This window comes from Enterococcus sp. DIV0755f (assembly GCF_051713725.1).
GTDB lineage: Bacteria > Bacillota > Bacilli > Lactobacillales > Enterococcaceae > Enterococcus_D > Enterococcus_D casseliflavus.
Genome location: NZ_JBIOQL010000001.1, coordinates 932003 through 955290 on the forward strand (window position 1 = coordinate 932003; position 23288 = coordinate 955290).

Genomic DNA, 23288 nt, shown 5'->3' on the forward strand with positions numbered 1-23288 from the left:
TCGATTAAAAGCTGTGATGAACGCCTAGCTGAGGCTTGTCACCTTTAAGAAAATCGAACTGCTAGCAAGGGAATTTCTGCCAAAAAGAATATTTTATCGTACGACTTTGATCCAGGCAAAGCTAACCACTGGAGCCTTGGTTACATAAAAAACCTCTCAAAAGCAGCTGGTCGCTGATTTTTGAGAGGTTTTGTCTACCAAGAGATAGCTATGGTGTTTTTTTCAGTTGAAATTGTTTATTCAAATTCTTCATACTCATTTGGGTCTTGACCATCGATGCGGCCGTCTGCTTTGTTTAACTGATTGATTTGATTGATTTCATCTTCAGTCAGTTCAAAGTCGAAGATCGCAAGATTTTCTCGTTGATGGGCGAGGTTTCTTGATTTTGGAAGGGGCAAAATGCCACGATCCACATGCCAGCGCAAGATGATTTGACCAGCTGATTTTTGGTATTTCTCAGCTAATTCAGTGATCAGTGGTTCTTTCAGGGCATCGCTGCCACGACCTAATGGGCTCCAGGCTTCCGTTACGATGCCGCGCTTTTTGTTTTCTGCGACCATTCGTTCTTGGACCCAGTAAGGATGGATCTCAATTTGATTTAGTGCAGGGGTCACACCAGTTGCTTCAATGATGGCATCCAAATGTTCTGGTTCAAAATTGGAAACGCCGATGGAACGGATCAAGCCTAATTTTTGGGCGGTCACTAAGGCTTGCCAAGCTTCGACATATTTGCCGCGTTTTGGTAATGGCCAGTGGATCAAAAAGGCATCGAAGTAGTCGAGCCCCATGCGAGCAAGGGATTCTTGAATGCTGGTTAAGGCATCATCATAGCCATGGTATTTTCCTGGTAATTTTGAGGTGATATAAAATTCTGAACGTGGGATACCAGAGCGACGGATCGCTTTGCCGACAATGCCTTCATTGTCATAATTGGTTGAAGAATCGATCAAGCGATACCCGTCGGCGATCGCTGCTTGCAGCTGGCTCAATCCTTCGCCACCACGGATCTGATAGGTACCGATGCCCACTGCGGGGCGTAAATTGCCGTCGTTTAATGTCAGTAAAGGTGCTTTCATAAAATGATTCCTCCTTTTCTTCTCTACATTCTACTCTAACGCTTTTTTGACAGGAACGTAACCAACTTGCTCAAACAGACAAAGAAAAAAGAGCAACGGTTTCTGTTTCAGAAACAATTGCTCTTTTTGATCAAATTATTTTTCAGGCGGTGTGCCATACATTTTTGGTGTGACTTGATCGAGTTTTGGCGCTTTTCCTTCGACTTTTGGTTCGTCTAGCCATTGGTATTCGCCTTCACCATCAAGGGCTTTGCCTTTCGCCCAAGAGCCTTCTTTACTTTGGTCGCCTTCTGAGAAGTTATAGAAATCATAAGCGATATCTAAGCGTTCGTTTTTGCGGTCAAAGGTAGTCGGCACTAAAATCGAGCCTTCGTTTTCTTCCAATTCTTTCACGGCAGCTGCCCAAAGATTTTGGTGGTAGCTATCACGCGCTAATAAGACCGAAAGTAAGTCTTTGACCCCACGGTCATCGATCATTTCATAGATGCGTGCTACTTGCAGACGACCTTGTGATTCCGCATTTAAGTTGGCACGGAAATCAGCAAGTAAGTTGCCACTAGCAATGATATACGCACCTGACCATGGATTGCCGACGCTGTCAGCAGGACGTGGTCCTAAGCCGGCAACGATGGCATGTTGCGGATTCATGCCAGAAATGATCGCACCGATCGTTGGGTCTTTTTTCATAGCCGCTTCTTGATCTTCCACAGGTGCACCTTCCAGTAGACGTGCAACCATCGTTGCTAACATTTCAACGTGTCCAAGCTCTTCAGTAGCGATATCCATCAACATGTCTTTGTATTTTTCTTCCCCACGGCAACTCCATCCTTGGAATAAGTACTGCATGGCAACACTCATCTCTCCATATTGTCCACCGATTAATTCTTGAAGGTATTTCGCAACTAACGGATTTGGTTTTTCTGGTTTAGCTTCAAACTGTAATTCTTTCTGATGACGAAACATACGATTCCTCCTAAAATTTTTTATTGGGCCCATAAAAAGTTTCTCATGAATTGAAAGGTTCGTCTAATAAAACGCACTTTGCCAAAATGAAAAAAGCATCGAAAAGAAAAGCCATTTATTTTGACAAAAAGCCTGAAGCGTTAGATAGTTAGATTAAGAGAGAATTAGAAAAGGAGCGAGTCACCATGTTTCAGTATTACAAAATGGAAGACCGAAAAATAAGTAAATCTTCGGAGGAGGATTACAATTGGCTAGTGGTTTCTGGCACAGATCCAGAGGAACAACGACACTTGTTAGATAAGTATCAACTGCCTGAAGATATTTTTATTGGCGCCAATGAACCGGAAGAAGTGTCACGGTTGGAATACTTGCGCAACACCAAGTTAAATCATCCGATTCTCTATACCTTGATCGATTTGTCGGAAGTGACTGAGGATCGAATCGAAGACCGTCTTGAGCCTGTGACTTTTATCTACACCAAAGATCTATTGATCACGTATGTCTCTCATCAATCCAATCTGATCAAACGATTGATCGAAAAGCATGAGCAAGATATCCAGCGGTATGAAGATATCGTTGCCTATTCGACGTTGATGATCTACACCCATTACATCAAAGGTCTGCAGGAGATGAAGAAGCAAATCGATGATTTGGATCAAGCAGCCCGTAAAACGACAGAAAACAAGGAATTGTTTAACTTAGCCGATACCGAGCGAGACATGGTCTATCTTGATCACACCTTGCGGGACCAAAACCATACCGTCGATCGTTTGATGGATCGCAAAGAATTTTTGGATCGTTTGGATAATGAAGCCCTTGTTTATGACATCAAGCTGCGGCAAAAATTTGCCATGAAAATGGTCACTATCTATCGCGACTTGTTAGAAACCATCGGTGGCTTGTTCTCCGATATGATGGACAACAATCTAAACCATCTGATGAAATACTTGGATTCTGCGGCATTAGTGGTGGCTGTGCCGTCCTTGATCGCGGGGCTATGGGGGATCAACACCGGAGGACTGCCAGGAAAAGACAATGCGATCGGTACGATTGTCGTCTTTGGCTTGGCTATTTTAGTCGGCATTTTAACTGCCGTCTACTTGTCACGAAAAGACTTTTCAAAATAAAAAGTGCCGCTGCTCTGTTGCACCATTCATCCATAAAAGGAGAAAGGTGTGACGAAGCAGTCGGCACTTTTTTTATTTTAGTCCGCTGTCTAAATTGCTATCGAGAATCCAGCGCTGAAAGGCGAGGAAGACCAGCAGCAAAGGCAAAATGGAAATTACCGAGGCAGCGATCAAAATCGTCCAATTGATATTTTCCGCGCCCACCAAGCTGCGGATCGCCACTTGCAAGGTGTATTTTTTCGGATCATTCAAGACGATCAAGGGCCAGATATAATCATTCCACCGCCACTGAAAGGAAAAGATCCCCAGTGTCATAATGATTGGTCGGGCAATCGGCAGCATGATTTTCAAAAAGATCATCCCATCCGAAGCGCCATCGATGCGGGCTGATTCAATCAGATCGTCAGGAACGGAGACGAAAAAGGTTCGGAACATAAAGATACCGGTTGCTGTATTGATGGAAGGGATGATGATCCCCAATAAGTTATCATATAAGCCTAGTGAACGAATGACAGAAAACGTTGGGTTCATGATAACTTCCGTCGGCAGCATGGTGGTGGCGATGATACAGATGAAGAAAAAACGCAGCCATTTCGCATCATATTTTGCAAAGGCATAGCCACAAGCGGCGCTGACTAGGATCGTCAATAAAGTGGTGACCACCGCTGAAATTAACGTATTATTGAAGTAACGAAAGAAATCCAATGTTGTCCAAGCATCAATAAAGTTTTGAATGGTTGGATTTTCAGGAATGATTTTCAAGGGATAAGCAAATAGTTCAGTCCCTGGTTTAAAGGCACTTAATAAGAACCAAAGTAGTGGGAAAAGGTACAGCAGGGAAGTGATGATCAGTGCCAGCGTTAAAAAAAACATCGCTGACTTTCTTGTGACAGGTCGTTTGGTTTTGATGGTCTTAGATGTCATTCTTGCCGCCTCCAATCTTCATTTGTGCTAAGCCTAACAGTAAAAGAATCACGAAAAGTACCATGGAGGCAGCACTGGCATAGCCGACCCGCATTTTGTCAAACCCAGTCGTATAGATATATTGCACGATCAACATGTTGTCGGTTCCTGGACCACCATTGGTCAGCGATTGCACGAGGGCGAACTCTTTCATAGCGCCGATCGAAGCCAATAAGATGACCATAAAGGAAGTCGGCCGCAGCATAGGCAAGGTGATGTAGCGTAATTTATGCCCAAAGCTGGCGCCGTCGATCTCGGCAGCTTCATACAACGAGCGGGGGATATTTTTCAAAGCTGCAGTAAATTGCAGCATGTTAAAGGCAGTCCCGCCCCAGATGGCAGCCAAAATAATGACAGAAAAGGCAGCATTCGAGTCGGTAAACCACGGGACAGTTGGTTGTCCCGCTTGTTCTAGAATAAAGTTGATAAAGCCAAAGTTTTCACCAAACAGCCATTTCCAGATAACCCCAGCGATGATCCCAGAGATGGTCCATGGTAAGAAAAAAATGATCTTTGCGAAAAATTTGCCTTTCGCCAGCTGACTATTCAACATCAAAGCGACGGCGAGAGAAACGACATAGATACTTGGGACCAGAATGATCACATAACGAAATGTACGAAATAGTGCTTTATAGAAGCTGGCGTCTTGAAACAATTCTTGATAATTCGCCAAGCCGATAAAATTGGCTGTCGCAAAGCCTTTATAGTCCGTCAACGAGTAATAAAGTCCTAAGAGTGCTGGAATCAAAAAGAAGATAATGAACAAAATGATGCTTGCACCAGTGAATAGCAACGGCCATTTGTTTTTTTGTAAAGTGCTCACAGAAAATTCCTCCTCCGACGATCGTATCAGCAACAAAGAACCCGCAGTCTGCAAAAAGTCAGACTATGGGTTCTTTGTGGTTGAACGTCTGTTTATTTCTTCAAAAACCCATCATTGTAATCCTTGATCGTCTTGTCGATTGCCTCATCTAATGTAATTTCATCATTTAATACTTGCACGATGGCATCACGGTAAGCCCCTGTCAATCCAGTGTAGCCTTTCATACTCATCGTCACTTGATCGGTGGTTTGCTTGCTGCTGATTGGTTGAGCAGCGGCTGCGATCTCTTGGTTGTAGATTTCATAAGCATCCTGGCCTTGTTCATAGTCGACCGTCAAATCTTCCACCGCAGGTAAGTAGCCAGCATAGGTACAAAGCTGTTTGTAATTTTCTTCTTCGTACAACCATTTGATGAATTTTTCGCCTTCTTCACTGTTTTTACTATTGTTGAAGCCAGTGATGAAGTTGCCGCCCATATTGACCGCGCGGGTCTCTTCATAAGGAGAATAGGTGGATTGCCAGTTAAAGTTGCTGATGTTGGTAGAAAAATCAACGATCTGCCAGCTGCCAGAAAAGTAAGCTGGAACACGGCCGCTCTTGAACATAGCAGAAGCATCTTCTCCAGAGGTCCAAACCGATTTTGGCATCACTTCGTCATTGTTCAAATCAACAAATTTTTGCAAAGCCGTTTTCGTAGCATCATCGGTCGTGTAAGAATCACCGCTGTCATCTAAAAAGAAATCTTGTCCCCCGTATTGATAGGTGAAAGCCCGTAAACGGTGATCCGACGCGTCCATGACCATGCCGTATTTGGCATCGGTTTTTTCAACGACTTCATTGATCGCAGTTAAAAATTCATCCCAAGTCCAAATGTCCTCTTCCGAAGTGGGGTAGGTCACACCAGCTTCGTCAAACAAATCCGTATTGATAAACAACCCAGTGGCAGTGACATCAGAAGGAAGTGCTTTGACGACATCTGCTTCATCTTTGATCGTCATCGATTCCAATGTGTTTGCCTCACTGGCGATGTCCGATAGATCCATCAGATAGTCATTCCAGTCAGGTTGAACGGTAGAAACCCGCACGACTTCTGGCGCATCATCCGCTTGAACAGCTTTGGTGATCTTTGTTAGCAAGTCCGCATAAGGCACGTCGGTGACTTCGACAGTCACACCAGTTTCTTCCTTGTATTTTTCCGCCATTTTCGAATAAGCGCCGCCTTCACTGGTATCTCCAGAAACGAACATACGAATCTGCTTGTTCTCGCTGGCACTGTCACCACTGCCGCAGCCAGCGACCCCTAACATCACTGCCGCCAAAGACAAAATTGAATATCCTATTTTTTTGTTCATTTTGTTCCTCTCCTTTATTGAATGATTTTTGTTCAAAAAAACGTTTCCAATCGAAAACGATCGAAACGTCCCCCAATGAAAAATAGCTGATGTACTGAAAAGATAGCAGTTCTAGGACTGATCGAGGAGTGAAAAGTGCCAATTATCTGACAAAATAAGAGTGGTTCTCCCTCAGTTTAGCGGATAAGATGCAAAATACAAAATAAAACGATTTCAAAAAATGCACCAATACTAAAAAAAACGAATTAAAGCTCTTACAACGATAATTAAGAAGTACTGATAAACGTTAATATAACAAGGTTTGAAAATTATTTTTGCAAATTGAGTGCAAATCTTTTGTCTAAAACGGGGATTAAGCGTAACATAATATGTGTAATAACTACTTAAAAGAAAGAAGGAGAAAAATATGCATTGGTTATGGGTATTAATCGTAGGAGCTATTATCGGTTTGATCGCCGGAGCTATCACAAATAAAGGTGGATCAATGGGTTGGATCGCCAACATCGTTGCAGGTTTAGTAGGTTCAGCTATTGGACAAGCGATCTTAGGTTCTTGGGGTCCATCACTTGCTGGAATGGCAATCGTCCCATCAATTATTGGTGCGGTTATTGTAGTTGCTGTTGTTTCATTCTTCTTAGGACGTTCAAACGGCTAGTCCATTCAGCAATTGTTTTCATTCATTTATTTCGGGTAGGAACTACCTTGAATAGACAGGCAAATCCAGAGCTTCTGGGTTTGCCTTTTTTGTTTTTTAAAAGGATGCATAAGCAATCCCTTTGTCAGATTAGAAAATTGTCGTTACACTTGAAGTAGGTCAAAAAAAGAAAGGAAGAGGTTCAATGAAAAAGCAATATGAAACAGCGATGATCAATCGAGGCGGACGTGTCGGAGAGGTCGAAGCACCAAACGGTAGTTTTCACCTGAAAATCGACAAGCCAGGTCTTCATAGTGAAGGGACCAATCCAGAGCAATTATTTGCCGCAGGCTATGCTTCATGCTTCAACGGTGCCGTACAGCATATGCTGAAAGAGCATAACATCGAATCCGAATCCGAAGTTAAAGCAAGAGTGTCTTTGTATCAGCATGAGGACGGTAGTTACCAAATCGGCGTGATTTTAGAAGTATCGTTACCAGGCGTTGAAAAAGCCGAGGCAGAAAAAATCGCAGAAGAAGCCCACGATTTTTGTCCGTATTCTCGGGCCACTCGCGGCAACATTGATGTCGAAGTTCAAGTAGTCTAAGCATTATTGCGAATAGACAAACAATAAGCGGTTGGGAAATCAGCCGACAAGAGGGAATTCATCAAGGAGGCCAATCAATGAGACAAACAGAGAGCTTGCTGCTTTTGGGCGTGTTTGTGGTTGGCCTTTTTGTGGTGTACTGGCTAAAAAAGCACCGACAGGCGCGCCACAACCAAGCAATGGCAGCTCAACTGAAGCGTTATCCCAGCGTGCGGCAAGCGTGGCTGGCAGCCGGGGCGAAAAGGGAAGCAGTTCTTTTGGTTCCTGGTTTAAAAGAAGCCACTGCCGCAGTGGCAACGACGACAACGGCGAAAGCAGAAACGAGGCTGCACAAGCATGCAGATCAATGTCAAGCAATGACCCCACAAGGGTTGGCCGTTTCAGAGGACTATTTGTTCATCTCAGCGTATTGTTCGCAGCAGGAACATCACTCACAGCTTTATATAATAGAAAGAACGAGCGGGCGGCATCTGAAAACGGTGGTTCTGCCAAAACGCCCTCATGTCGGTGGGCTAGTCTTTGATCGAGCAACGCAAATGCTGTGGCTAACCATTACAGGGAAAGGAATGGGGCGCGTGGCGTGTGTTTCTCTACAAGCACTGCTGGAAGATGATTCCTTGGCAACCAATCAGCCTATCGCTTATCAGCAAGTCATCGAATTGGCAGGCATCACTCACAGCTCCTATTTGGCAGCCGATGGCGAGGAACTTGTCTCGGGGACTTTTGCCTTGAAACAAGGAGGCGTGGTGGCGAATTATCCGCTGCCTGTTCTTTCAGCCAGCGGTCGCAAAGCGCCTCATCGCATCAAGCCTAGTAAGAGAAGGGTCACCACCACGAAAGTCCAAAGTATCGCCTTTACCACTGAATACATGTTGCTGGCACGTTCTTTTGGACCAGGGTCGGCGGAGTTATGGGTCTTTTCAAAGGATGCAACGGTGCTGACCCGCAAACATGCGTTGCGGCGCATCAAGTTTCCCCATTACCTTGAACAGATCGTGGTAGAAAAAGGACAGCTGTACTGCTTGTTTGAAAGTGGGGCATGGGCGTATCGGCAAAAAGGCGGCAGCATCGATGAAGTCGTAGTATTGGATCTTGCGACCTTGCTCCAGTAAAAGCACTGCTTAAAAAGAAAAAAGACCAGCCTCTTAAGAAGCTGGTCGTAAGTGCAGTGATTAGTCCACGATTGCTCGTTGGATATCTAAGACGGTGCCTGTATGAGCATCTGCCAAAAATTCATAGGTGACAAGCTGCCCGTCTTCGGTGCGGGTGATGCCGCCAGTATATCCTTGGGAAGTGATCGCAAATTTGCGCAAAGGTTGTTTTTCGAAATTGATCCAAGAACCTTCGATCGGTCCTTCTTTGATAAATGCTGCTTTTATATTGTCTAAGACATCATCGGCATTCATGGCTTGCCTTTTCTTCAACCAGATCGTTGAAAAAATCCCTCCTGCAAAGCCAAGACCTAAACCGATGGTCAGTCCATTTTTAAAATAATGCAATGGATGCTCATTCTCCATCTAATGTCCCTCCTAAAGTAAGTTTTCCCGAATGTTTTGATCTCGGTGAAAGCACAGGTTCTCTTAACAATAGTTTACCATAGTTTAGAAATATTCTATAAGAAAAATAACCAACAATAGAAATTTGCGCTATAATAAAGAATATCAGTAGGAATAAGGAGGAAGAGAGCACATCCGTTGTTTCACCCAAAAATTGCTGGAAAACACAGCAACAGCAAGCGTTGCTTTTTCAAAAAAAGCAGCTTTGTTTCTTTAGGGCAGCAAACAACCGATACGTGTTTCTCGAATGATCATGGAAGAAAAAACATTTCAACGCATCAAAGAACTAACGGAGTTACAAGGAACCAGTGGGTTTGAACACGACGTGCGGGCGTATATGCGTGAAGCGATGACCCCCTTGGTGGACGAGATCCAACAAGACGGCTTAGGCGGCATCTTCGGTTTGCGTCACCACCAAGAAGCAGATGCACCACGAGTGATGGTAGCTGCTCACATGGATGAAGTTGGTTTCTTATTGACGACGATCACCGATCGTGGCTTATTCAAAGTCACTCCTTTAGGCGGATGGAACCCTTATGTGGTTTCTGCCCAACGCTTTACATTGAAAACCGCGAAAGGCGATTATCCATGTGTTTCTTCTTCAGTACCGCCACATTTGTTGCGAGGAAGCAGCGGTCAAAAAAATGTCGAAGTCACAGATATTTTGTTTGATGCTGGGTTTGAATCAAAAGAAGAAGCAGAAAGCTTTGGTGTACGTCCTGGCGATACGATCGTCCCACAAGTGGAAACCATCAAAACTGCCAATGGGAAAAACATCATCTCGAAGGCTTGGGACAACCGTTACGGCTGTGCAGTCGTATTAGAAGCACTTGAAGCCTTGAAAGAGGAAACGTTAGGCCATACGCTGATTGCTGGTGCCAACGTTCAAGAAGAAGTCGGCTTACGGGGTTCTCGTCCGTCTGTGACGAAATTCAAACCAGACTTGTTCTTTGCGGTCGATTGCTCGCCAGCAGATGACACAGTCACCAAAAATGGCACCTTTGGTCATCTAGGGGCAGGGACTTTGATGCGAATCTATGATCCAGGCATGATCATGTTGCCACGGATGAAAGAATTCTTGTTGGATACAGCAGAAACCAACAACATTCCGTACCAATACTTTGTTTCAAAAGGCGGTACCGATGCTGGTGCGGCACACATGGCAAATGAAGGAATCCCAAGTTCAGTTATCGGTGTTCCTGGACGATACATCCATACCCACCAAACCCTATTCAGTATCGCTGATTATGAAGCGGCACGGGAAATGGTGATTCAAGTCTTGAAAGGTTTGGATCGTTCAACCGTTGATACGATTTTGGCAGGACAATAAGCGAGAACGAACGAAAGCAAAGAGACAGCAACCCGTTGTCTCTTTTTTTCTGCAGTGCTTTGCAAGATCAGCATGTCAGTTGGTAGTCCCTGAAAGAAAGGTGTATACTGAAAGAAAAGAAAGTGGTGAGCATTTGATTATTCCAAAAGATTTAGCAGAGTTAGCAACATATGTGGAGAAAGGCAAAAATGTCTTCTTTTTCACCGCCGATTGGTGTGGCGATTGTCGATACATCAAACCGCAATTGCCTGAGATCGAAGCGGACTTTCCAGAGCTTCAATTTATCGAAGTCGACCGTGATGAATACATGGATGTAGCGGTTGAATGGAACATTTTTGGTATTCCTAGCCTCGTCGTTATCGAAGACGGCAAGGAGCTGGGACGGTTAGTCAACAAGGATCGCAAAACCAAAGAAGAGATCGAAGCCTTTTTAACCAGCGTACAATCAGCATAGGAGGGGAAAAAGATGGAAGCACAAAGATATCAAAACATTTTAGTAGGGATCGACGGTTCAGATCAAGCGATGTCTGCCTTCAAAAAAGCAGTGGAAGTCGCTCGTCGAAACCAAGGGAAGGTCTATGCCGCAACGATCATCGACCAGCAAGTGCCGACCATGATGGGCTATGCACCTTTGGATAGTTCGATCTTGGAACAAGAAAAAGATACGGCGAAAAATCTGATCGACGACTGCAAAGCTTATGCAAAATCAGTGGATTTTGATCTAGTTGAAGGCATCGTCGCTTACGGCTCCATCAAAGACGCCCTTGCCACTCAATTACCAGATCAATACGACATCGATTTGATCATGGTGGGGCAATCTGGGCTGAACGCAGTGGAACGCTTCATGATGGGGAGTGTTGCCAGCTTCGTTATCCGTGAAGCCCGGTGCGACGTGCTGATCGTATCACCTGAAGAAACCAAAGCGTAAGGTCATTTTTTGAAAAATAAGCTTGTCGTTGCCGAGTTCTTTTTCTTAGAGAAGATGGCAGCAAAAGAAGACAAGGGTTAAAAGAAAGTTCCTGAGAACCAGCGATGTTTCACTTGTTAGCAAAGCATTGGCTTTCGCTGATGAGCTGCAGCTGGTTCTTAGGTTTTTTTGTGCTCGTTTTGAGGGAAGATATCTGTCGCTGTTGTCTTGTTTCGTAGGTAATAGTGCCAAACAGAAGTTTTTTAGAACTAGCGTTTACCGGCTCGTTAGCAAAGCAGCGTCTTAGCTAATAAGCCGCAGCTGGTTCTTAGTTTTTTCCTGTATCCGTTTTTTGGAAAACTTATTGTTGTCTTCTTTCGTAGAAAGTAGTTCTACCAGCAAGTTCTTGAGAAGCCGCGGGTTCTGCTCCTTCGTCAATTTTCAACCTAAGCCAGCAGAAGTTGGTTCTCAGGCGTTTTTTGTCTTTGAAAATAAGTAGAATTTCAAGGAAAACAAAGAAATTCCATGACGGATGCCGAAAAATTTGTTAAGATTATGGGCGGAATGTGTAAGTACCTAAGGAGGAAAAAACGTGATTTTTGCTTATAACAAAGAATATGTCAGTGATACACTGCTTGCCATCATAGCAGATGATAAAGGATTAGAACAAACCGTCGAACGCAAAGGCAACGTTGCCCAAATCAAAAATGAAGAAGGCACGATCGTCGGCTGGAACTTTTTTGCGATCTCAGAAGTGATGACGATCGAAGGCCGTGGCCAAGTGACGTTGACGAAAGAACAAATCCTACAATTGAACACCATGATCAAAGAAGCAGGATTCAGCGAAGAACTGCCAGCAGATACAGAACCAAAAATCGTCGTTGGCTATGTGAAGTCTTGTGTGGAACATCCAGACAGCGACCATCTGTCTATCACGGAAACAGAAGTTGGAGATGGGGAAGTCTTGCAAATCGTCTGTGGTGCTGCCAATATCCGTAAAGGCTTGAAAGTCGTTGTCGCAAAACCTGGGGCAATGATGCCAGATGGCTTGATGATTTGGCCGGGGACGCTTCGTGGCGTAGAAAGCTTCGGAATGATCTGCTCTGCTAAAGAACTACATTTAGAAGGTGCACCAATGAAAAAAGGCATCCTTGAGCTGCCTCAAGATGCCGTTGTAGGTGAAGCTTTTCCAGTCGGTAAAGCCTAAAAAAATGAACTGCCGCTTCCTGTTTTTGCGGCAGTTCATTTTTTGATTGTTTCGATTGGTTTTGGTGATTAGTTGCTGCTGTCTGTTGATTGTTCGTTGATCGACGTATCAACGGAAAGTTTTACTTCTGCCGTTTTTTCTTCATCGCCACGATAGAAGGTTACAGTGATCGTGTCACCGACTTTGTGTTTGTACAACGCAGATTGCAGATCCGTTGTTGTGCTGACTTCTGTGTCATCGATCTTCGTGATAACGTCATATTGTTGCAATCCTGCTTGTTCTGCTGGTGTTGCATTGTTGACTGAGTAGATCACAACGCCTGAAGTTACGGATGAAGGAACTTTCAAGATTTGTTCTTGTTGTTGTGATGTGATGGAACCTAAATCGATCGTTTGGATACCTAGTGCAGGGCGAACCACTTTGCCGTCTGCTTCTAGTTGATTGATGATTTCAACGACATCGTTACTTGGGATTGCAAAGCCCATCCCTTCGACACTAACACCTGAAGCAGAGCCAGAGGTGCTGGCGATTTTACTTGAGTTGATCCCAATCACTTGGCCATCAACGTTGATCAGTGGACCACCTGAGTTCCCTGGGTTGATCGCAGCATCCGTTTGGATCGCATTGATGCTGATCGTACCACCAGATTCGTTTTGGCTTGTTACTTGACGATTCAAGGAAGAAACGATCCCTTGTGTCACAGAGTTTGCGTAGTCAGAGCCGAGAGGTGAACCGATCGCGATGGCTGGTTCGCCGACTTTCAAGGCACTTGAATCACCAAATGTTGCGGCAGTCGTCACATGCTCTGAAGAGATTTTCAATACAGCTAAGTCTGTGTAAGCGTCAGTACCGACCAATTCAGCTTTGACTTTCGTACCGTCAGCTAAGACAACTTCCAAACCGTCTTGACCTTCTACGACGTGGTTGTTGGTTACGACATAGGCATCGTCGCCATCGATTTTGTAGATGACCCCACTACCTTCAGAAGAAGCTTCTAAAGCACTGTCGTCGTCGCTTTGGCTATCGCCTTCACTTTGTCCACCTTGCTGACCAAAGAGGCTGTTCCAGTCGTTGCTTTGACTTTGTTGTAGATTAATGATGGAAACGACAGAATCTTGTACTTTTTCAACTGCCTCAGTGACATCGCTAGTCACATCAAGTTTTACATTGGATACTTGGGTTTGTCCGTTAGAATCTTGGACCCCGCTGTTGGTCGTGGTTTCTGGTGTTGAAGTCAAAGAGGAACCCATTGCCAGATACAGACCGCCGAAGGTCAATAAACCGCCGACCATACCGCCTAAAATCCCAATACCTAATCGTTTTAATAAACCAGGAGAAGTTTTCTTGCCTGGTGTGACATATTTTCTTGCCATTACTATTTCCCCCTTAATGAATAATTCGTTATAATCAGTATATTCCTTCTATCTGAGATTAGTCTACTAAGAGATTTTGAAAAAAATATGAAGAAGTTGCGTAAGAATCTGTTTCAAACGATGAAATTTTCTTCGCAAAACCCGTTCATTTTTGAATAAAAATAGCAGGCAAAACTGGGGAGAAGCGAAGGTCTGTTTATCCACAGTGTATGGACAAACTTGAAATCTTTGATTGGGTGGATGAAGAAACCCTTGAAGTGTCGCGGTTTTATAGATGGGATAGGAGAATTTCAAAGAAAGTCAAAGTGTGTAAAAGGTTGTGGATAGCACTGTCCACATTTTCATAAAATAAGGGGATAACGAGGAGGAACCTATGAAAATCAAAATCGTCACAGTAGGAAAACTAAAAGAAAAGTACCTCGTTCAAGGAATCAACGAGTACGCCAAACGATTGGGGGCATACGCAAAGCTTGAGTTTGTCGAAGTACCAGATGAAAAAGCACCAGAAACCTTGAGTGAAGCCCAAATGCTGCAAATCAAAGAAAAAGAAGGGCAGCGCATTTTAGCCAAAATCAAAGACACCGAATATGTCTTTGCCTTAGCGATCGAAGGCACCAATCCCACCAGCGAAGCCTTCGCCAAACAAATCGATCAACTCGGCATCCAAGGAAAAAGCCAACTGACCTTCGTCATCGGCGGCTCCCTAGGATTGAGTCAAGAAGTCATGACCCGCAGTGATGCCAAGATCTCTTTTGGCAAAATGACCTATCCGCACCAACTCATGAAACTGATCTTATTGGAGCAAATCTATCGCGCGTATCGAATCAATACGGGGGCGCCGTATCATAAGTAAATACCTCAAGCAATAGAATAGAAAAAAACTATCCACCGATAGTATCGGTAAAAAGGAGCAACAACCATGCGAAATATCAAATTAACGATTGAATATGACGGCAAGCGCTACTTAGGGTGGCAACGACTAGGAGATTCTGAAAAAACGATCCAAGAAAAAGTTGAAGGGGTCATCAAATTATTGACGGGAGAAGAAATTGAGATCGTCGGTTCTGGCAGAACCGATGCGGGCACGCATGCTCGAGGACAAGTGGCGAATTTCAAGACGACCCATCAAATGAGTTTGCCAGAGATGCAGCAGTTCTTTAACCGCTATTTGCCGCAAGACATCGTCGTCAACAAGATTGAAGAGGTGCCTGAGCGCTTCCATGCACGCTATCACGCCAAAGGCAAGCAATACAGCTATTATGTTTGGAACAACGCGATCCCATCAGTCTTTGCTCGCAATACTAGTTTTCATTGCCCGCAGCCCCTTGATTTGGAAAAAATGCAGCAAGCGGCTGAGAAGTTGATCGGCACCCATGATTTTATCGGCTTTTCTGCATTGAAAAAATCAAAAAAATCAACGGTGCGCACGATCGATGAAATCACCATCACACCAGAAGGCGACCTATTGCGGTTTACCTTCAAAGGCAACGGCTTTTTGCATAAAATGGTCCGAATCTTGACAGGCACACTGATTGCCATTGGCGATGGCACACTGCCACCAGAAGTGATCGATCAAGTGTTAGCCGATAAAGTACGACAAGCAGCTGGTGAAACAGTGCCTTCTCATGGCTTATTTCTAGATGAGGTGTATTATTAAAAGAAACATGGTAATGGCTATTTAAGGAAAGGAGATCATCTATTGATCACATTAAAATCCCCACGAGAGATCGAACAAATGAAAACTTCTGGTCGTATCTTGGCAAGTATTCACGAGCAGCTACGGGAAAAAATCGTTCCCGGTATCACCACGAACCAAATCAACGCCTTTGTCCATCAACAGATAGAAGCTGCAGGGGCAACAGCCGCGCAAATCGGGTTTGAAGGCTATGAATTTGCGACGTGTATCAGTGTCAATGAAGAGATTTGTCATGGTTTCCCTTCAGAATATGTTTTAAAATCAGGCGATGTCGTCAAAGTCGATTTTTGTGTCGATTACAAAGGGGCAATCTCTGACAGCTGTTGGACGTATGCGGTAGGAGAGATTTCACCAGAACATCAAGCACTGATGGAAGTCACGAAAGAAGCCTTGATGAGAGGCATCGAGCAAGCACAGGTTGGCAACCGAGTTGGCGATATTGGTTATGCGATCCAAAGCTTCGCTGAAGAAAAAGGGTATGGTGTCGTGCGGGACTTTATTGCTCACGGCATTGGCCCAACCATTCATGAAGAACCATTCTTTCCTCATTTCGGGTTACCTGGCAAAGGAATTCGGTTGAAAGAAGGCATGACAATCACTATCGAGCCGATGATCACGACCGGCACTTGGCGCATGAAGATGGACCCGAACGGCTGGACAGCACGCACCATTGACGGCAGTTATTGTGCCCAATATGAACATTCGATCGCCATCACCAAAGAAGGTCCAGTTATCATGACATTGCAAAAGGAAGAAACGTGAACATCACTTAATGTCGTTGAAAAATAACTGTGTGTAATTTCCGTAACATGTATACTTTCCACATCTCTTAAAAGGGCGTACCTAACTGATGGTACGCCCTTTCGAACTGTGCTTTTTTCATAAAGACTCACAAAAGAACTCAGAAATCAACAAGTGCTTGTTTATTCATATCGGTATTTTTGATGGAGTCATTCAAATAGCATATCGTGTGCTCAGTTGTTTTGGAGTGATTTAATCAAACTAAAGAACGATCTTTTTTCTACCTAAAATGAAAATAGGATTGAAGAGTCAATTCTGATTTATCAGCCCGATAAAATAAAGAGCGAAACTAATTAAACCAATGAATTTCAAATCATTCATACAATGGACTAGAAGCTTAAAAGTGTTTGAGATTTTTTCCCTTCATTCTTTCTATAGAAGACTATTTTATAGTGTGAGGACAGAGTTGACGTTAGATATTTAAGACCAGCTACTACATAAAAAATAGGTAATTTATTCAATTAATAGATTACACTTTTATTTTTGAAAACTGTCTAAATGATGCTGAAGATTTGATATAATAAAAAAGGCAACTTGCCCCCTGGGGGGGTGTTTGTAGTGTATATGAGTTTTCTATCGTTGGTTGTCGCACCAATTATTGTTGGTATAGTCATCGAACTATTTTCTCACTGGTTGGATGAGAAAGACAAAGACGACAACTAAGCAAGTTGCTATCCAACTCACATGCTAGCAGTCGCAACTAGCATAAAAAAAGGCGCTCCCTTTCGTCGCGGTTAGGGAGCGCCTTTGTGCTGTAGTGCTATAAATTTTCTATCGTTTCGCAAGGTTATTATATCACAGAAAAAAATAAAAAACTACCCGTGATATCCACTTGAATAGATAAAGCAAACTAAATAAACAAGTAGAAACTATCCGTTATATGTAAGTATTGATCCAGACTATGGAATGAAGACAACAGGAAAAGTATTGTTGGATCAATTAACGACAATTGATTATGAAGCCAGCGCATGTGTTTTTTTGGAAAAAGCGCATGAGCACTTGGTTGATGAGTTATTGATGAAAGTTAGAACAGTATTTCAAAAAGTAAGTAAATAAAAACAGCATGCTCATCTTATCGATGTTGACCATGCTGTTTTCTTTTATTCTATAAACGCTTTATCTCGTAACATTATACGCCGTACAATCTTTGAGATACTAGCTCTATTCCCGTGATCCTGAACGATATTTTTATAAACAAGGCAACGGGGGGCGCTTTTGTGTTTACACTAGCAGTCTTAATACTTTATGCTTGGCGATGTTTGAATTCGGCACGCTGCTGCTGGGCATCATTGCGAAAATTTCGACGATCAAGACTTTGATGAATATATCAAGGAATCTAATGGATGTAGGACTAGCCCACAGCGGCTAACATCAATCATCCCCATGATTGAGTTTGTCAGCCACAAAGGTTTCTACACTATACCTGCCCCAGTTTGAGAGACTCTCTATAAATAAAGGGAAGGTTACATCTGTAAAATGACTGACCAAGAGATAACAAGCTTGACCCGAAACTTTATGAAAGACCTCAATTTCTTTGTATTGATTCACGAAGGCTTCAAAAGCTGTATAGCGATTTGAATCCATAAAAAACCGGATGTATTGCGTACTTGGGTAGTTTACTACAATACTAAATCGCTGAATGATTCCCTCATCTTGCAATTTCAAGATCCGATTGCCCACGGCTTGTCCCGTCAGGTGGACCATTTCGCCGATTTCTTTGTTCGATAATTTGCTGTCGTGTTTCAGGATAGCTAGGATTTGTTCATCGATGATGTCCATAAGGGTTCCTCCTTTCATAATGAAAGTAAATTGACTTTATCTTTTTCAAGAGACGCTTTGTTGTAGGGTCATATGTATTTATACTGGATTATAACAAATAAGAAAAGAAATGGTGATTCTATGAAAAAAGCTTTAGTAATTATTGATGTCCAAAATGACTATTTTAAAGAAGGAAGAATGGCCCTTCATTCCCCTGAACAGGCGCTTGCAAACATAAATAAACTAGAAGCGTCTTTTATCGAAAAGCAACTCCCGATCGTCTATATCCAGCACATCAACGATCAAGAAGCAGCTGATTTTTTTGAACGAGGGACCAAAGGTGTACTGCTGCATGAACAGTTAAAAACAACGTATTCTTCTATTATTATCGAAAAGCACTTTCCTAACTCGTTCATTGAAACAAATTTAAAAGAGACGTTAGACTCTTTAGGTGTTCAACAAGTTATCATCACTGGGATGATGACGCATATGTGCATCGATTCAACCACAAGAGCTAGTAAAGAACTCGGTTATCAGCCCATACTGATTTCTGATGCCACGGCAACGAAAGCATTAATATTTGAAGCACACGAAATTCCTGCGGAAGCTGTTCAACGAGCGTTTTTATCGGCGTTGGAAACCTTCTCTACGGTGATGAAAACCGATGACTATTTAAACGGATTGTAGAAAAATTGCGTATTTACCAACAAAGGCAACGTTCATTTGCATTGAGTGGTTCTTGATCACTCTTTGAAATTGGCGATCCTATCTCATTCCGCTTCAATGTTTCTAAAAAAAATGAATGCCCAGTTGCGTACCCAACAATGATACTGAGCTGATTCCTCAGAGGATGAATAAGAACTAACCCATACAAAAGCCAAAAACGTTCGAGGATTTCTCTCGAACGTTTTTTGGGCATCAAATTGGGCGAATCGGCGAAACTATGGTACAGTGCAACCAAACAAGGAGCGAGAGTCGCTCCTTCATGAGGCAAAGGGGCAATGATGATGAAGCAAAAACCGATGGCGTGGCTGTCAGAAATCTATAATTTGATCTTGCATCCTGGCACGAGACAGTGGGAACGAGAACAACTGGTGCAAGCAAAAAATACACTGGAAACTCAGCTGGCGACCAAACAAAAAGCAGGCAAACACGAAAAAGAATCGTCAAATAGCCTTGAAGACCAACAGACCAGACGGGTTTTGGAAAAACTAGAAGCGTCGTTGCGTCCTTTGGCAATGAGAAACAATCTGACCCCGAATGTCGCAGAGTTTTATCAAACAATCAGCCAGTCAGCACCGAAAAAGGCAAAGAATGAAGAAACAAGCAAAGTCCAACCAGCAGAAGTTTCCGTGGAGCCGAACGAAACAGGTGGAAAAGCACAAGAAGTGGCTATTTTTGCTGGCGGCTGCTTTTGGTGTATGGTAGAGCCTTTTGAAGACCAGCCGGGCATTCTTTCCGTCTTGTCGGGGTATACCGGGGGAACAGTCCCGAATCCGACGTATGATCCAGTACTAAGCGGAACAACAGGGCATGTCGAAGCGGTAGAGATCGTTTTTGATCCCGAAATCATCACCTATCAGGACTTGTTGCAGTTGTATTGGCAAGTGACAGACCCGACAGATGCTTTCGGACAATTTCAAGATCGCGGCAATTTTTATCGCCCAATCATTTTCTATACGACTGCTGAACAGGAAGTGCTTGCGCAAGCAGCCAAAAAGGAACTAGCCCAATCTGGTTATTATCAGCAACCCATCGTGACCGAGATCCGCAAGGCCACGCAGTTTTGGCCAGCGGAAAACTACCATCAAGCATTTTACAAGAAACAGCCAAAGCGCTACCAGCGGATCAAGCGAGCGCGCAAACAACTGATGCTTTTTTATCGGTTGAAACGCTGGACAAACCGAGGAAAAAAACGATCATAAACAGAAGATCACTAAAAAAAGCGGGGCTCCAAGAAAAGGGGAAAAGAATCAAATGAAGGCTCTTTTCTCCACAAGCCGCGCTTTTTTCTGCGCTTTTAGCCAATTGGATAAAAAACGTAGATTTATTTTAGAATAATGTCCAAAGAAAGCGTTAACAACAAGAATTATAATAGAGAAAGAAAAAGTGGCGAAAAAGGTCGAAAAAGCAGGTGTCTTTTGCTTGATTCCTTTCTTCGAGGAAAGAAGGTGGGAAACACCAGAGAAAAATCAGCGGAAAAATCAATCAGCAACACCCCATAGCAACACAACATTTATTATATGAAGGTTCATATAAGTTAGGAGAAATGTGATGAAAAAAAAGGGAACGTTCGTCTCACTGTTTATGGCTCTCATTCTTTTTATCTTTTCAGAAAGAACAGTGTTTGCGGCAGAAGCGATCAATGAGATCGTCGCACCAACAGGAGTCAAAGCATTTCTAGTACTGATTCCATTAGTGTTAGTGCTGGTTTTGCTCTTTAAAAAAGTAGATATGATCATTGCTGGCTTGATTGCTGGGATCTTGGCGATGATTATTGGCGGGATCAGTTTAGCTGAAGCCAATTCGCAACTGTTGGAAGCTATTCCGACGATGTTGAGTATTACGGTGCCAATCATCAATTCCGCTGTAGCGATGGCGGTCTTCAAAGCGGGTAGTTATACGGCGGCCTTAACCTTAGCCAAAAGAGGGACCAAAGGAAAAGTGGAATATGTGGCTGGTTTTATTGTCATCTTATTGGCAGCAGCGACTTATATGTCTGGGATCGGCGGCGGGAGTGCGATGGTGATCGCACCGTTAGCATTTGCGGCAGTTGGGGTGGTACCCGAATTGATCGCAGCGATGTCGTTAGCGGCAGCGGTCTCCTTTACGACGTCTCCTGCCTCTTTGGAATCTAGTATCGTGTCTGAACTAGGCGGTTTTAGTGTCGCTTCTTATGTCGATCAAATGCGCCCATTTTGGTTGCTATTCGTTGGTCTGGCGATTTTATTGGCATTCTTCGGAACCAAGCGTCGTCATTTGGGCTTCAAAGAATCTGCCAACCAAGAGTATGAAAACAAAAGCAATGGTGAATTGTTCAAAACGACACTGCCTGCGATCTTCTTGCTTTTTGCGGTCATCTTTGGCCCGTTGATCAATGACCTGATCGGCTTTGTCCTCTTTACGCCGCTAGTTTATATGGTGGTCACGTTGGCGTTGATTTTTGTTTGTACCGACTTTTCGATGAATCAATCGGTGGAGGCGATGGTGGACGGATCCACGTATATTTTGACCCGCTTGTTCCAAGTGGGGATCTTTTTAGCCTTCATCAACGTGATCGCTGAAACGGGGACGTTTGCTGTAATTGCCGGTGCGGCTCAAAATGCCCCCGCAGCGATCGTCGTTCCCGTGGCGATCTTGACGGGTGTCTTGATTGGGATTCCCGCAGGTGCCTATGTCGGCTCCGTTTTAACACTCGTGCTACCAGTTGCCGTTTCATTAGGCTTCCCAGTCTTAGCTCTTGGCTTTGTAACGATGGGGGTTGGCCTCGGCAGTCAAATGAGTTTTGTCAACATTACGATGCAAGCTTTATCTTCTGGTTTCCAAATTCCGATTCTGGATGTAGTCAAAGGAAACGTGAAGTGGTTGAGTTTAGCAGCCGTATTATTATTAGTCATCGGCTTAGTGTTTGGCTGATGGATAGGAGGAAAACATGGATTTATTGATCAAGCAAGCACGTCTTGAAGACGATGCAGAATTAGTAGACATTGCAATTTCAGAAGGAAAAATCACCGCAGTTGCACCCAACATTGAAGAATCAGCAGCAACAACGATTGAGGCGAAAGGCAAAGTGGTGATCCCTGGATTGATCGAAAGCCATATCCACTTAGACAAAGCCTTGATCGCCGATCGTGAGCCCAATAATTCAGGTACGTTGCAAGAAGCGATCCAAGTTACGGCAAAGCTGAAACCGACCTTTACCGAAGAAGACATTTATGATCGGGCGAAACGCGCATTAGAAATGCTGATCCTGCACGGCACGACTGCTGTGCGCACCCATGCCGAATTTGATCCAGCACAAGGCTTCACTGGATTTGACACCATCATGCGCTTAAAAGAAGAATACCGCGACTTGATCGATATTCAGGTCGTTGCCTTTCCCCAAGAAGGGATTTTTAAAGCTCCAGGGACGGATAAAATGATGATCGAAGCGATGGAAAAAGGCGCCGATGTCGTTGGTGGCATTCCTTACAATGATGCGCCAGCCAATGAACACATCGACTTGATCTTTGAAATCGCCAAACGATTTGACAAAGACATTGACTTGCATCAAGATTTTGCTGACGAAGCAGACGATACATCGATCGTCTACCTGTGTGAAAAAACCATCGCAGAAGGCTACCAAGGCCGGGTATCAGTAGGACACTTGACTGCGCTGCACGCCATGGAACCAAATCAGCTGGCAGAAGTCATCGATTTGATGGTCAAAGCCCAAATCAATGTGATGCCGTTGCCTGCGACCGACTTGCACTTAGGTGCTAGAAACGATGCCTACAACGTTCGCCGTGCCGTGACGCCGATTCGCAAACTACGTGATGCTGGTGTGAATATCTGCTTAGGCAGCAACAATATCCGAAACGCCTTTACGCCCTATGGCAATGGGGATTTGATCCAAATCGCTATGTTGGCTGTGCCAGTGGCACACTTAGGTGGCGCCGATGACCTGCCGACGGTCTTGCCAATGATTACGACCAATACCGCCAAAGCATTAAATATTAAAGACTATGGGATCGCTGTTGGCAACCGCGCAGATTTGATTCTTTTAGATACCCAGAAAAAAGCCGATGTGCTGATCGATATTCCTGAACGTTTGATGGTCATCAAAAATGGCCGCATCACCGTGGAAGTCAAAAAAGAAGTGACGATCCACCGCTAAGCGATTTTTCGCCCCCTATGGTGGTTGTCACAAAAAAAAGTGAATCAAGGTAAGAACACGTCCGTCAAAGGCAGTCTGACTGCTTTTGACGGATGTTTTTTTGTATAGGAGCAACGAGGTCGAAGGGTATGTGCTTTGATTTTCTGAAACCGACAGTGGGACGTTTTCGCTTCAATGAACCCTCCTGATCTAGAAGGAGGGAATGCCGCCCATGCAAGGATTTCCTTGACTGATGAATA

Annotated in this window: 24 protein-coding genes and 1 pseudogene; 17 read left to right on the forward strand and 8 right to left on the reverse strand. The window is 43.9% G+C overall.

All coding sequences use genetic code 11. From position 1 onward, the window contains the following. Positions 1-236: 236 nt before the first annotated feature. Together IGI73_RS04210 and IGI73_RS04215 are read right to left on the reverse strand one after the other, a co-directional pair. Positions 237-1076 carry an aldo/keto reductase gene (locus IGI73_RS04210; RefSeq protein WP_016610001.1) on the reverse strand — a complete coding sequence of 280 codons (840 nt, stop codon included), beginning with the start codon at positions 1074-1076 and terminating at the stop codon, positions 237-239. Positions 1077-1211: 135 nt separating this feature from the next. Beyond that, positions 1212-2039, reverse strand: coding sequence for a manganese catalase family protein (locus tag IGI73_RS04215; protein WP_005225417.1), 828 nt, complete (start codon positions 2037-2039; stop codon positions 1212-1214). 185 nt (positions 2040-2224) lie between these two features. Between IGI73_RS04215 and IGI73_RS04220 the strand changes: the two genes are divergently transcribed. Then, the gene (locus tag IGI73_RS04220) at positions 2225-3166 is read left to right on the forward strand and encodes a magnesium transporter CorA family protein (protein WP_010747710.1); all 942 of its coding nucleotides are present in this window, start codon (positions 2225-2227) and stop codon (positions 3164-3166) included. A gap of 72 nt (positions 3167-3238) precedes the next feature. On the opposite strand, the gene IGI73_RS04225 is transcribed toward IGI73_RS04220, so the two are convergent. From IGI73_RS04225 to IGI73_RS04235, 3 genes are all read right to left on the reverse strand, one after another. Beyond that, on the reverse strand, positions 3239-4090 hold the full coding sequence (locus IGI73_RS04225) for a carbohydrate ABC transporter permease (RefSeq protein WP_010747711.1): 852 nt from the start codon (positions 4088-4090) through the stop codon (positions 3239-3241). Next, the gene (locus tag IGI73_RS04230; protein ID WP_016610005.1) at positions 4080-4952 is read right to left on the reverse strand and encodes a carbohydrate ABC transporter permease; all 873 of its coding nucleotides are present in this window, start codon (positions 4950-4952) and stop codon (positions 4080-4082) included. Before IGI73_RS04230 ends, IGI73_RS04225 begins: the two co-directional genes overlap by 11 nt. 92 nt (positions 4953-5044) lie before the next feature. Continuing rightward, the gene (locus tag IGI73_RS04235; protein ID WP_428206508.1) at positions 5045-6304 is read right to left on the reverse strand and encodes an ABC transporter substrate-binding protein; all 1260 of its coding nucleotides are present in this window, start codon (positions 6302-6304) and stop codon (positions 5045-5047) included. A gap of 406 nt (positions 6305-6710) precedes the next feature. Here IGI73_RS04235 and IGI73_RS04240 point away from each other — a divergent pair, with 406 nt between their 5' ends. The 3 genes from IGI73_RS04240 (at position 6711) to IGI73_RS04250 (ending at position 8657) form a co-directional block, all read left to right on the forward strand. Beyond that, positions 6711-6959 (forward strand): GlsB/YeaQ/YmgE family stress response membrane protein, encoded by a 249-nt coding sequence (locus IGI73_RS04240; RefSeq protein ID WP_005225422.1) that lies wholly within the window; start codon positions 6711-6713, stop codon positions 6957-6959. Between the two features lie 184 nt (positions 6960-7143). Continuing rightward, a complete protein-coding gene (locus IGI73_RS04245) occupies positions 7144-7545 on the forward strand; it encodes an Ohr family peroxiredoxin (protein ID WP_005225423.1) in 402 nt (133 codons plus the stop codon). Positions 7546-7622: 77 nt separating this feature from the next. Beyond that, the gene (locus tag IGI73_RS04250) at positions 7623-8657 is read left to right on the forward strand and encodes a YncE family protein (RefSeq protein WP_428206507.1); all 1035 of its coding nucleotides are present in this window, start codon (positions 7623-7625) and stop codon (positions 8655-8657) included. A gap of 60 nt (positions 8658-8717) precedes the next feature. Here the strand turns inward: IGI73_RS04250 and IGI73_RS04255 are convergent, their stop codons facing one another. After that, a complete protein-coding gene (locus IGI73_RS04255; protein WP_005225425.1) occupies positions 8718-9062 on the reverse strand; it encodes a peptidase in 345 nt (114 codons plus the stop codon). A 292-nt stretch (positions 9063-9354) separates the two neighbouring features. Here IGI73_RS04255 and pepA point away from each other — a divergent pair, with 292 nt between their 5' ends. From pepA to ytpR, 4 genes are all read left to right on the forward strand, one after another. After that, positions 9355-10431: a glutamyl aminopeptidase gene (pepA, locus tag IGI73_RS04260; protein ID WP_034870266.1), complete on the forward strand. Its 1077-nt coding sequence runs from the start codon at positions 9355-9357 to the stop codon at positions 10429-10431. 133 nt (positions 10432-10564) lie between these two features. After that, entirely contained in the window at positions 10565-10885 is a 321-nt protein-coding gene (locus IGI73_RS04265) for a thioredoxin family protein (protein ID WP_034857755.1), read from the forward strand. Between the two features lie 12 nt (positions 10886-10897). Continuing rightward, entirely contained in the window at positions 10898-11359 is a 462-nt protein-coding gene (locus tag IGI73_RS04270; RefSeq protein ID WP_005225429.1) for a universal stress protein, read from the forward strand. Positions 11360-11930: 571 nt separating this feature from the next. Next, positions 11931-12545: a YtpR family tRNA-binding protein gene (ytpR, locus tag IGI73_RS04275; RefSeq protein ID WP_428206506.1), complete on the forward strand. Its 615-nt coding sequence runs from the start codon at positions 11931-11933 to the stop codon at positions 12543-12545. A 68-nt stretch (positions 12546-12613) separates the two neighbouring features. On the opposite strand, the gene IGI73_RS04280 is transcribed toward ytpR, so the two are convergent. Further along, positions 12614-13918 carry a S1C family serine protease gene (locus tag IGI73_RS04280; protein ID WP_010747716.1) on the reverse strand — a complete coding sequence of 435 codons (1305 nt, stop codon included), beginning with the start codon at positions 13916-13918 and terminating at the stop codon, positions 12614-12616. A 373-nt stretch (positions 13919-14291) separates the two neighbouring features. On the opposite strand from IGI73_RS04280, the gene rlmH reads away from it, so the two are divergent. The 5 genes and pseudogenes from rlmH to IGI73_RS04305 form a co-directional block, all read left to right on the forward strand. Continuing rightward, the gene (rlmH, locus tag IGI73_RS04285; protein WP_008379108.1) at positions 14292-14771 is read left to right on the forward strand and encodes a 23S rRNA (pseudouridine(1915)-N(3))-methyltransferase RlmH; all 480 of its coding nucleotides are present in this window, start codon (positions 14292-14294) and stop codon (positions 14769-14771) included. A gap of 66 nt (positions 14772-14837) precedes the next feature. Further along, entirely contained in the window at positions 14838-15575 is a 738-nt protein-coding gene (truA, locus tag IGI73_RS04290) for a tRNA pseudouridine(38-40) synthase TruA (RefSeq protein WP_005225435.1), read from the forward strand. A 42-nt stretch (positions 15576-15617) separates the two neighbouring features. Beyond that, complete coding sequence (gene map, locus IGI73_RS04295) at positions 15618-16376, forward strand: type I methionyl aminopeptidase (protein ID WP_005234612.1); 759 nt, start codon at positions 15618-15620, stop codon at positions 16374-16376. A 603-nt stretch (positions 16377-16979) separates the two neighbouring features. After that, complete coding sequence (locus IGI73_RS04300; RefSeq protein ID WP_115233064.1) at positions 16980-17078, forward strand: type I toxin-antitoxin system Fst family toxin; 99 nt, start codon at positions 16980-16982, stop codon at positions 17076-17078. A 195-nt stretch (positions 17079-17273) separates the two neighbouring features. Next, positions 17274-17471, forward strand: a pseudogene (locus IGI73_RS04305) (type II toxin-antitoxin system PemK/MazF family toxin); the annotation flags it as partial. A gap of 315 nt (positions 17472-17786) precedes the next feature. Here the strand turns inward: IGI73_RS04305 and IGI73_RS04310 are convergent. Beyond that, a complete protein-coding gene (locus IGI73_RS04310) occupies positions 17787-18194 on the reverse strand; it encodes an Lrp/AsnC family transcriptional regulator (RefSeq protein ID WP_428206505.1) in 408 nt (135 codons plus the stop codon). A gap of 120 nt (positions 18195-18314) precedes the next feature. Between IGI73_RS04310 and IGI73_RS04315 the strand changes: the two genes are divergently transcribed. The 4 genes from IGI73_RS04315 (at position 18315) to IGI73_RS04330 (ending at position 23049) form a co-directional block, all read left to right on the forward strand. Next, positions 18315-18860, forward strand: a complete 546-nt coding sequence (locus tag IGI73_RS04315) for a cysteine hydrolase family protein (RefSeq protein ID WP_428206504.1) — start codon at positions 18315-18317, stop codon at positions 18858-18860. A 314-nt stretch (positions 18861-19174) separates the two neighbouring features. Next, positions 19175-20098: a peptide-methionine (S)-S-oxide reductase MsrA gene (gene msrA / locus IGI73_RS04320; RefSeq protein WP_428206503.1), complete on the forward strand. Its 924-nt coding sequence runs from the start codon at positions 19175-19177 to the stop codon at positions 20096-20098. A gap of 349 nt (positions 20099-20447) precedes the next feature. Then, positions 20448-21809 (forward strand): hypothetical protein, encoded by a 1362-nt coding sequence (locus tag IGI73_RS04325; RefSeq protein WP_005225442.1) that lies wholly within the window; start codon positions 20448-20450, stop codon positions 21807-21809. A gap of 16 nt (positions 21810-21825) precedes the next feature. After that, positions 21826-23049 (forward strand): amidohydrolase family protein, encoded by a 1224-nt coding sequence (locus IGI73_RS04330; protein ID WP_115232063.1) that lies wholly within the window; start codon positions 21826-21828, stop codon positions 23047-23049. The last annotated feature ends 239 nt before the right edge of the window (positions 23050-23288 follow it).

What these genes read in the sequence shown, in the direction of transcription:
- IGI73_RS04210 (WP_016610001.1), bottom strand. Translation starts at nt 1,076, where the DNA reads ATGAAAGCACCTTTACTGACATTAAACGACGGCAATTTACGCCCCGCA.
- IGI73_RS04215 (WP_005225417.1), bottom strand. Translation starts at nt 2,039, where the DNA reads ATGTTTCGTCATCAGAAAGAATTACAGTTTGAAGCTAAACCAGAAAAA.
- IGI73_RS04220 (WP_010747710.1), top strand. Translation starts at nt 2,225, where the DNA reads ATGTTTCAGTATTACAAAATGGAAGACCGAAAAATAAGTAAATCTTCG.
- IGI73_RS04225 (WP_010747711.1), bottom strand. Translation starts at nt 4,090, where the DNA reads ATGACATCTAAGACCATCAAAACCAAACGACCTGTCACAAGAAAGTCA.
- IGI73_RS04235 (WP_428206508.1), bottom strand. Translation starts at nt 6,304, where the DNA reads ATGAACAAAAAAATAGGATATTCAATTTTGTCTTTGGCGGCAGTGATG.
- IGI73_RS04240 (WP_005225422.1), top strand. Translation starts at nt 6,711, where the DNA reads ATGCATTGGTTATGGGTATTAATCGTAGGAGCTATTATCGGTTTGATC.
- IGI73_RS04245 (WP_005225423.1), top strand. Translation starts at nt 7,144, where the DNA reads ATGAAAAAGCAATATGAAACAGCGATGATCAATCGAGGCGGACGTGTC.
- IGI73_RS04250 (WP_428206507.1), top strand. Translation starts at nt 7,623, where the DNA reads ATGAGACAAACAGAGAGCTTGCTGCTTTTGGGCGTGTTTGTGGTTGGC.
- IGI73_RS04255 (WP_005225425.1), bottom strand. Translation starts at nt 9,062, where the DNA reads ATGGAGAATGAGCATCCATTGCATTATTTTAAAAATGGACTGACCATC.
- pepA (WP_034870266.1), top strand. Translation starts at nt 9,355, where the DNA reads ATGGAAGAAAAAACATTTCAACGCATCAAAGAACTAACGGAGTTACAA.
- IGI73_RS04270 (WP_005225429.1), top strand. Translation starts at nt 10,898, where the DNA reads ATGGAAGCACAAAGATATCAAAACATTTTAGTAGGGATCGACGGTTCA.
- IGI73_RS04280 (WP_010747716.1), bottom strand. Translation starts at nt 13,918, where the DNA reads ATGGCAAGAAAATATGTCACACCAGGCAAGAAAACTTCTCCTGGTTTA.
- rlmH (WP_008379108.1), top strand. Translation starts at nt 14,292, where the DNA reads ATGAAAATCAAAATCGTCACAGTAGGAAAACTAAAAGAAAAGTACCTC.
- truA (WP_005225435.1), top strand. Translation starts at nt 14,838, where the DNA reads ATGCGAAATATCAAATTAACGATTGAATATGACGGCAAGCGCTACTTA.
- IGI73_RS04300 (WP_115233064.1), top strand. Translation starts at nt 16,980, where the DNA reads ATGAGTTTTCTATCGTTGGTTGTCGCACCAATTATTGTTGGTATAGTC.
- IGI73_RS04310 (WP_428206505.1), bottom strand. Translation starts at nt 18,194, where the DNA reads ATGGACATCATCGATGAACAAATCCTAGCTATCCTGAAACACGACAGC.
- IGI73_RS04315 (WP_428206504.1), top strand. Translation starts at nt 18,315, where the DNA reads ATGAAAAAAGCTTTAGTAATTATTGATGTCCAAAATGACTATTTTAAA.
- msrA (WP_428206503.1), top strand. Translation starts at nt 19,175, where the DNA reads ATGATGATGAAGCAAAAACCGATGGCGTGGCTGTCAGAAATCTATAAT.
- IGI73_RS04325 (WP_005225442.1), top strand. Translation starts at nt 20,448, where the DNA reads ATGAAAAAAAAGGGAACGTTCGTCTCACTGTTTATGGCTCTCATTCTT.
- IGI73_RS04330 (WP_115232063.1), top strand. Translation starts at nt 21,826, where the DNA reads ATGGATTTATTGATCAAGCAAGCACGTCTTGAAGACGATGCAGAATTA.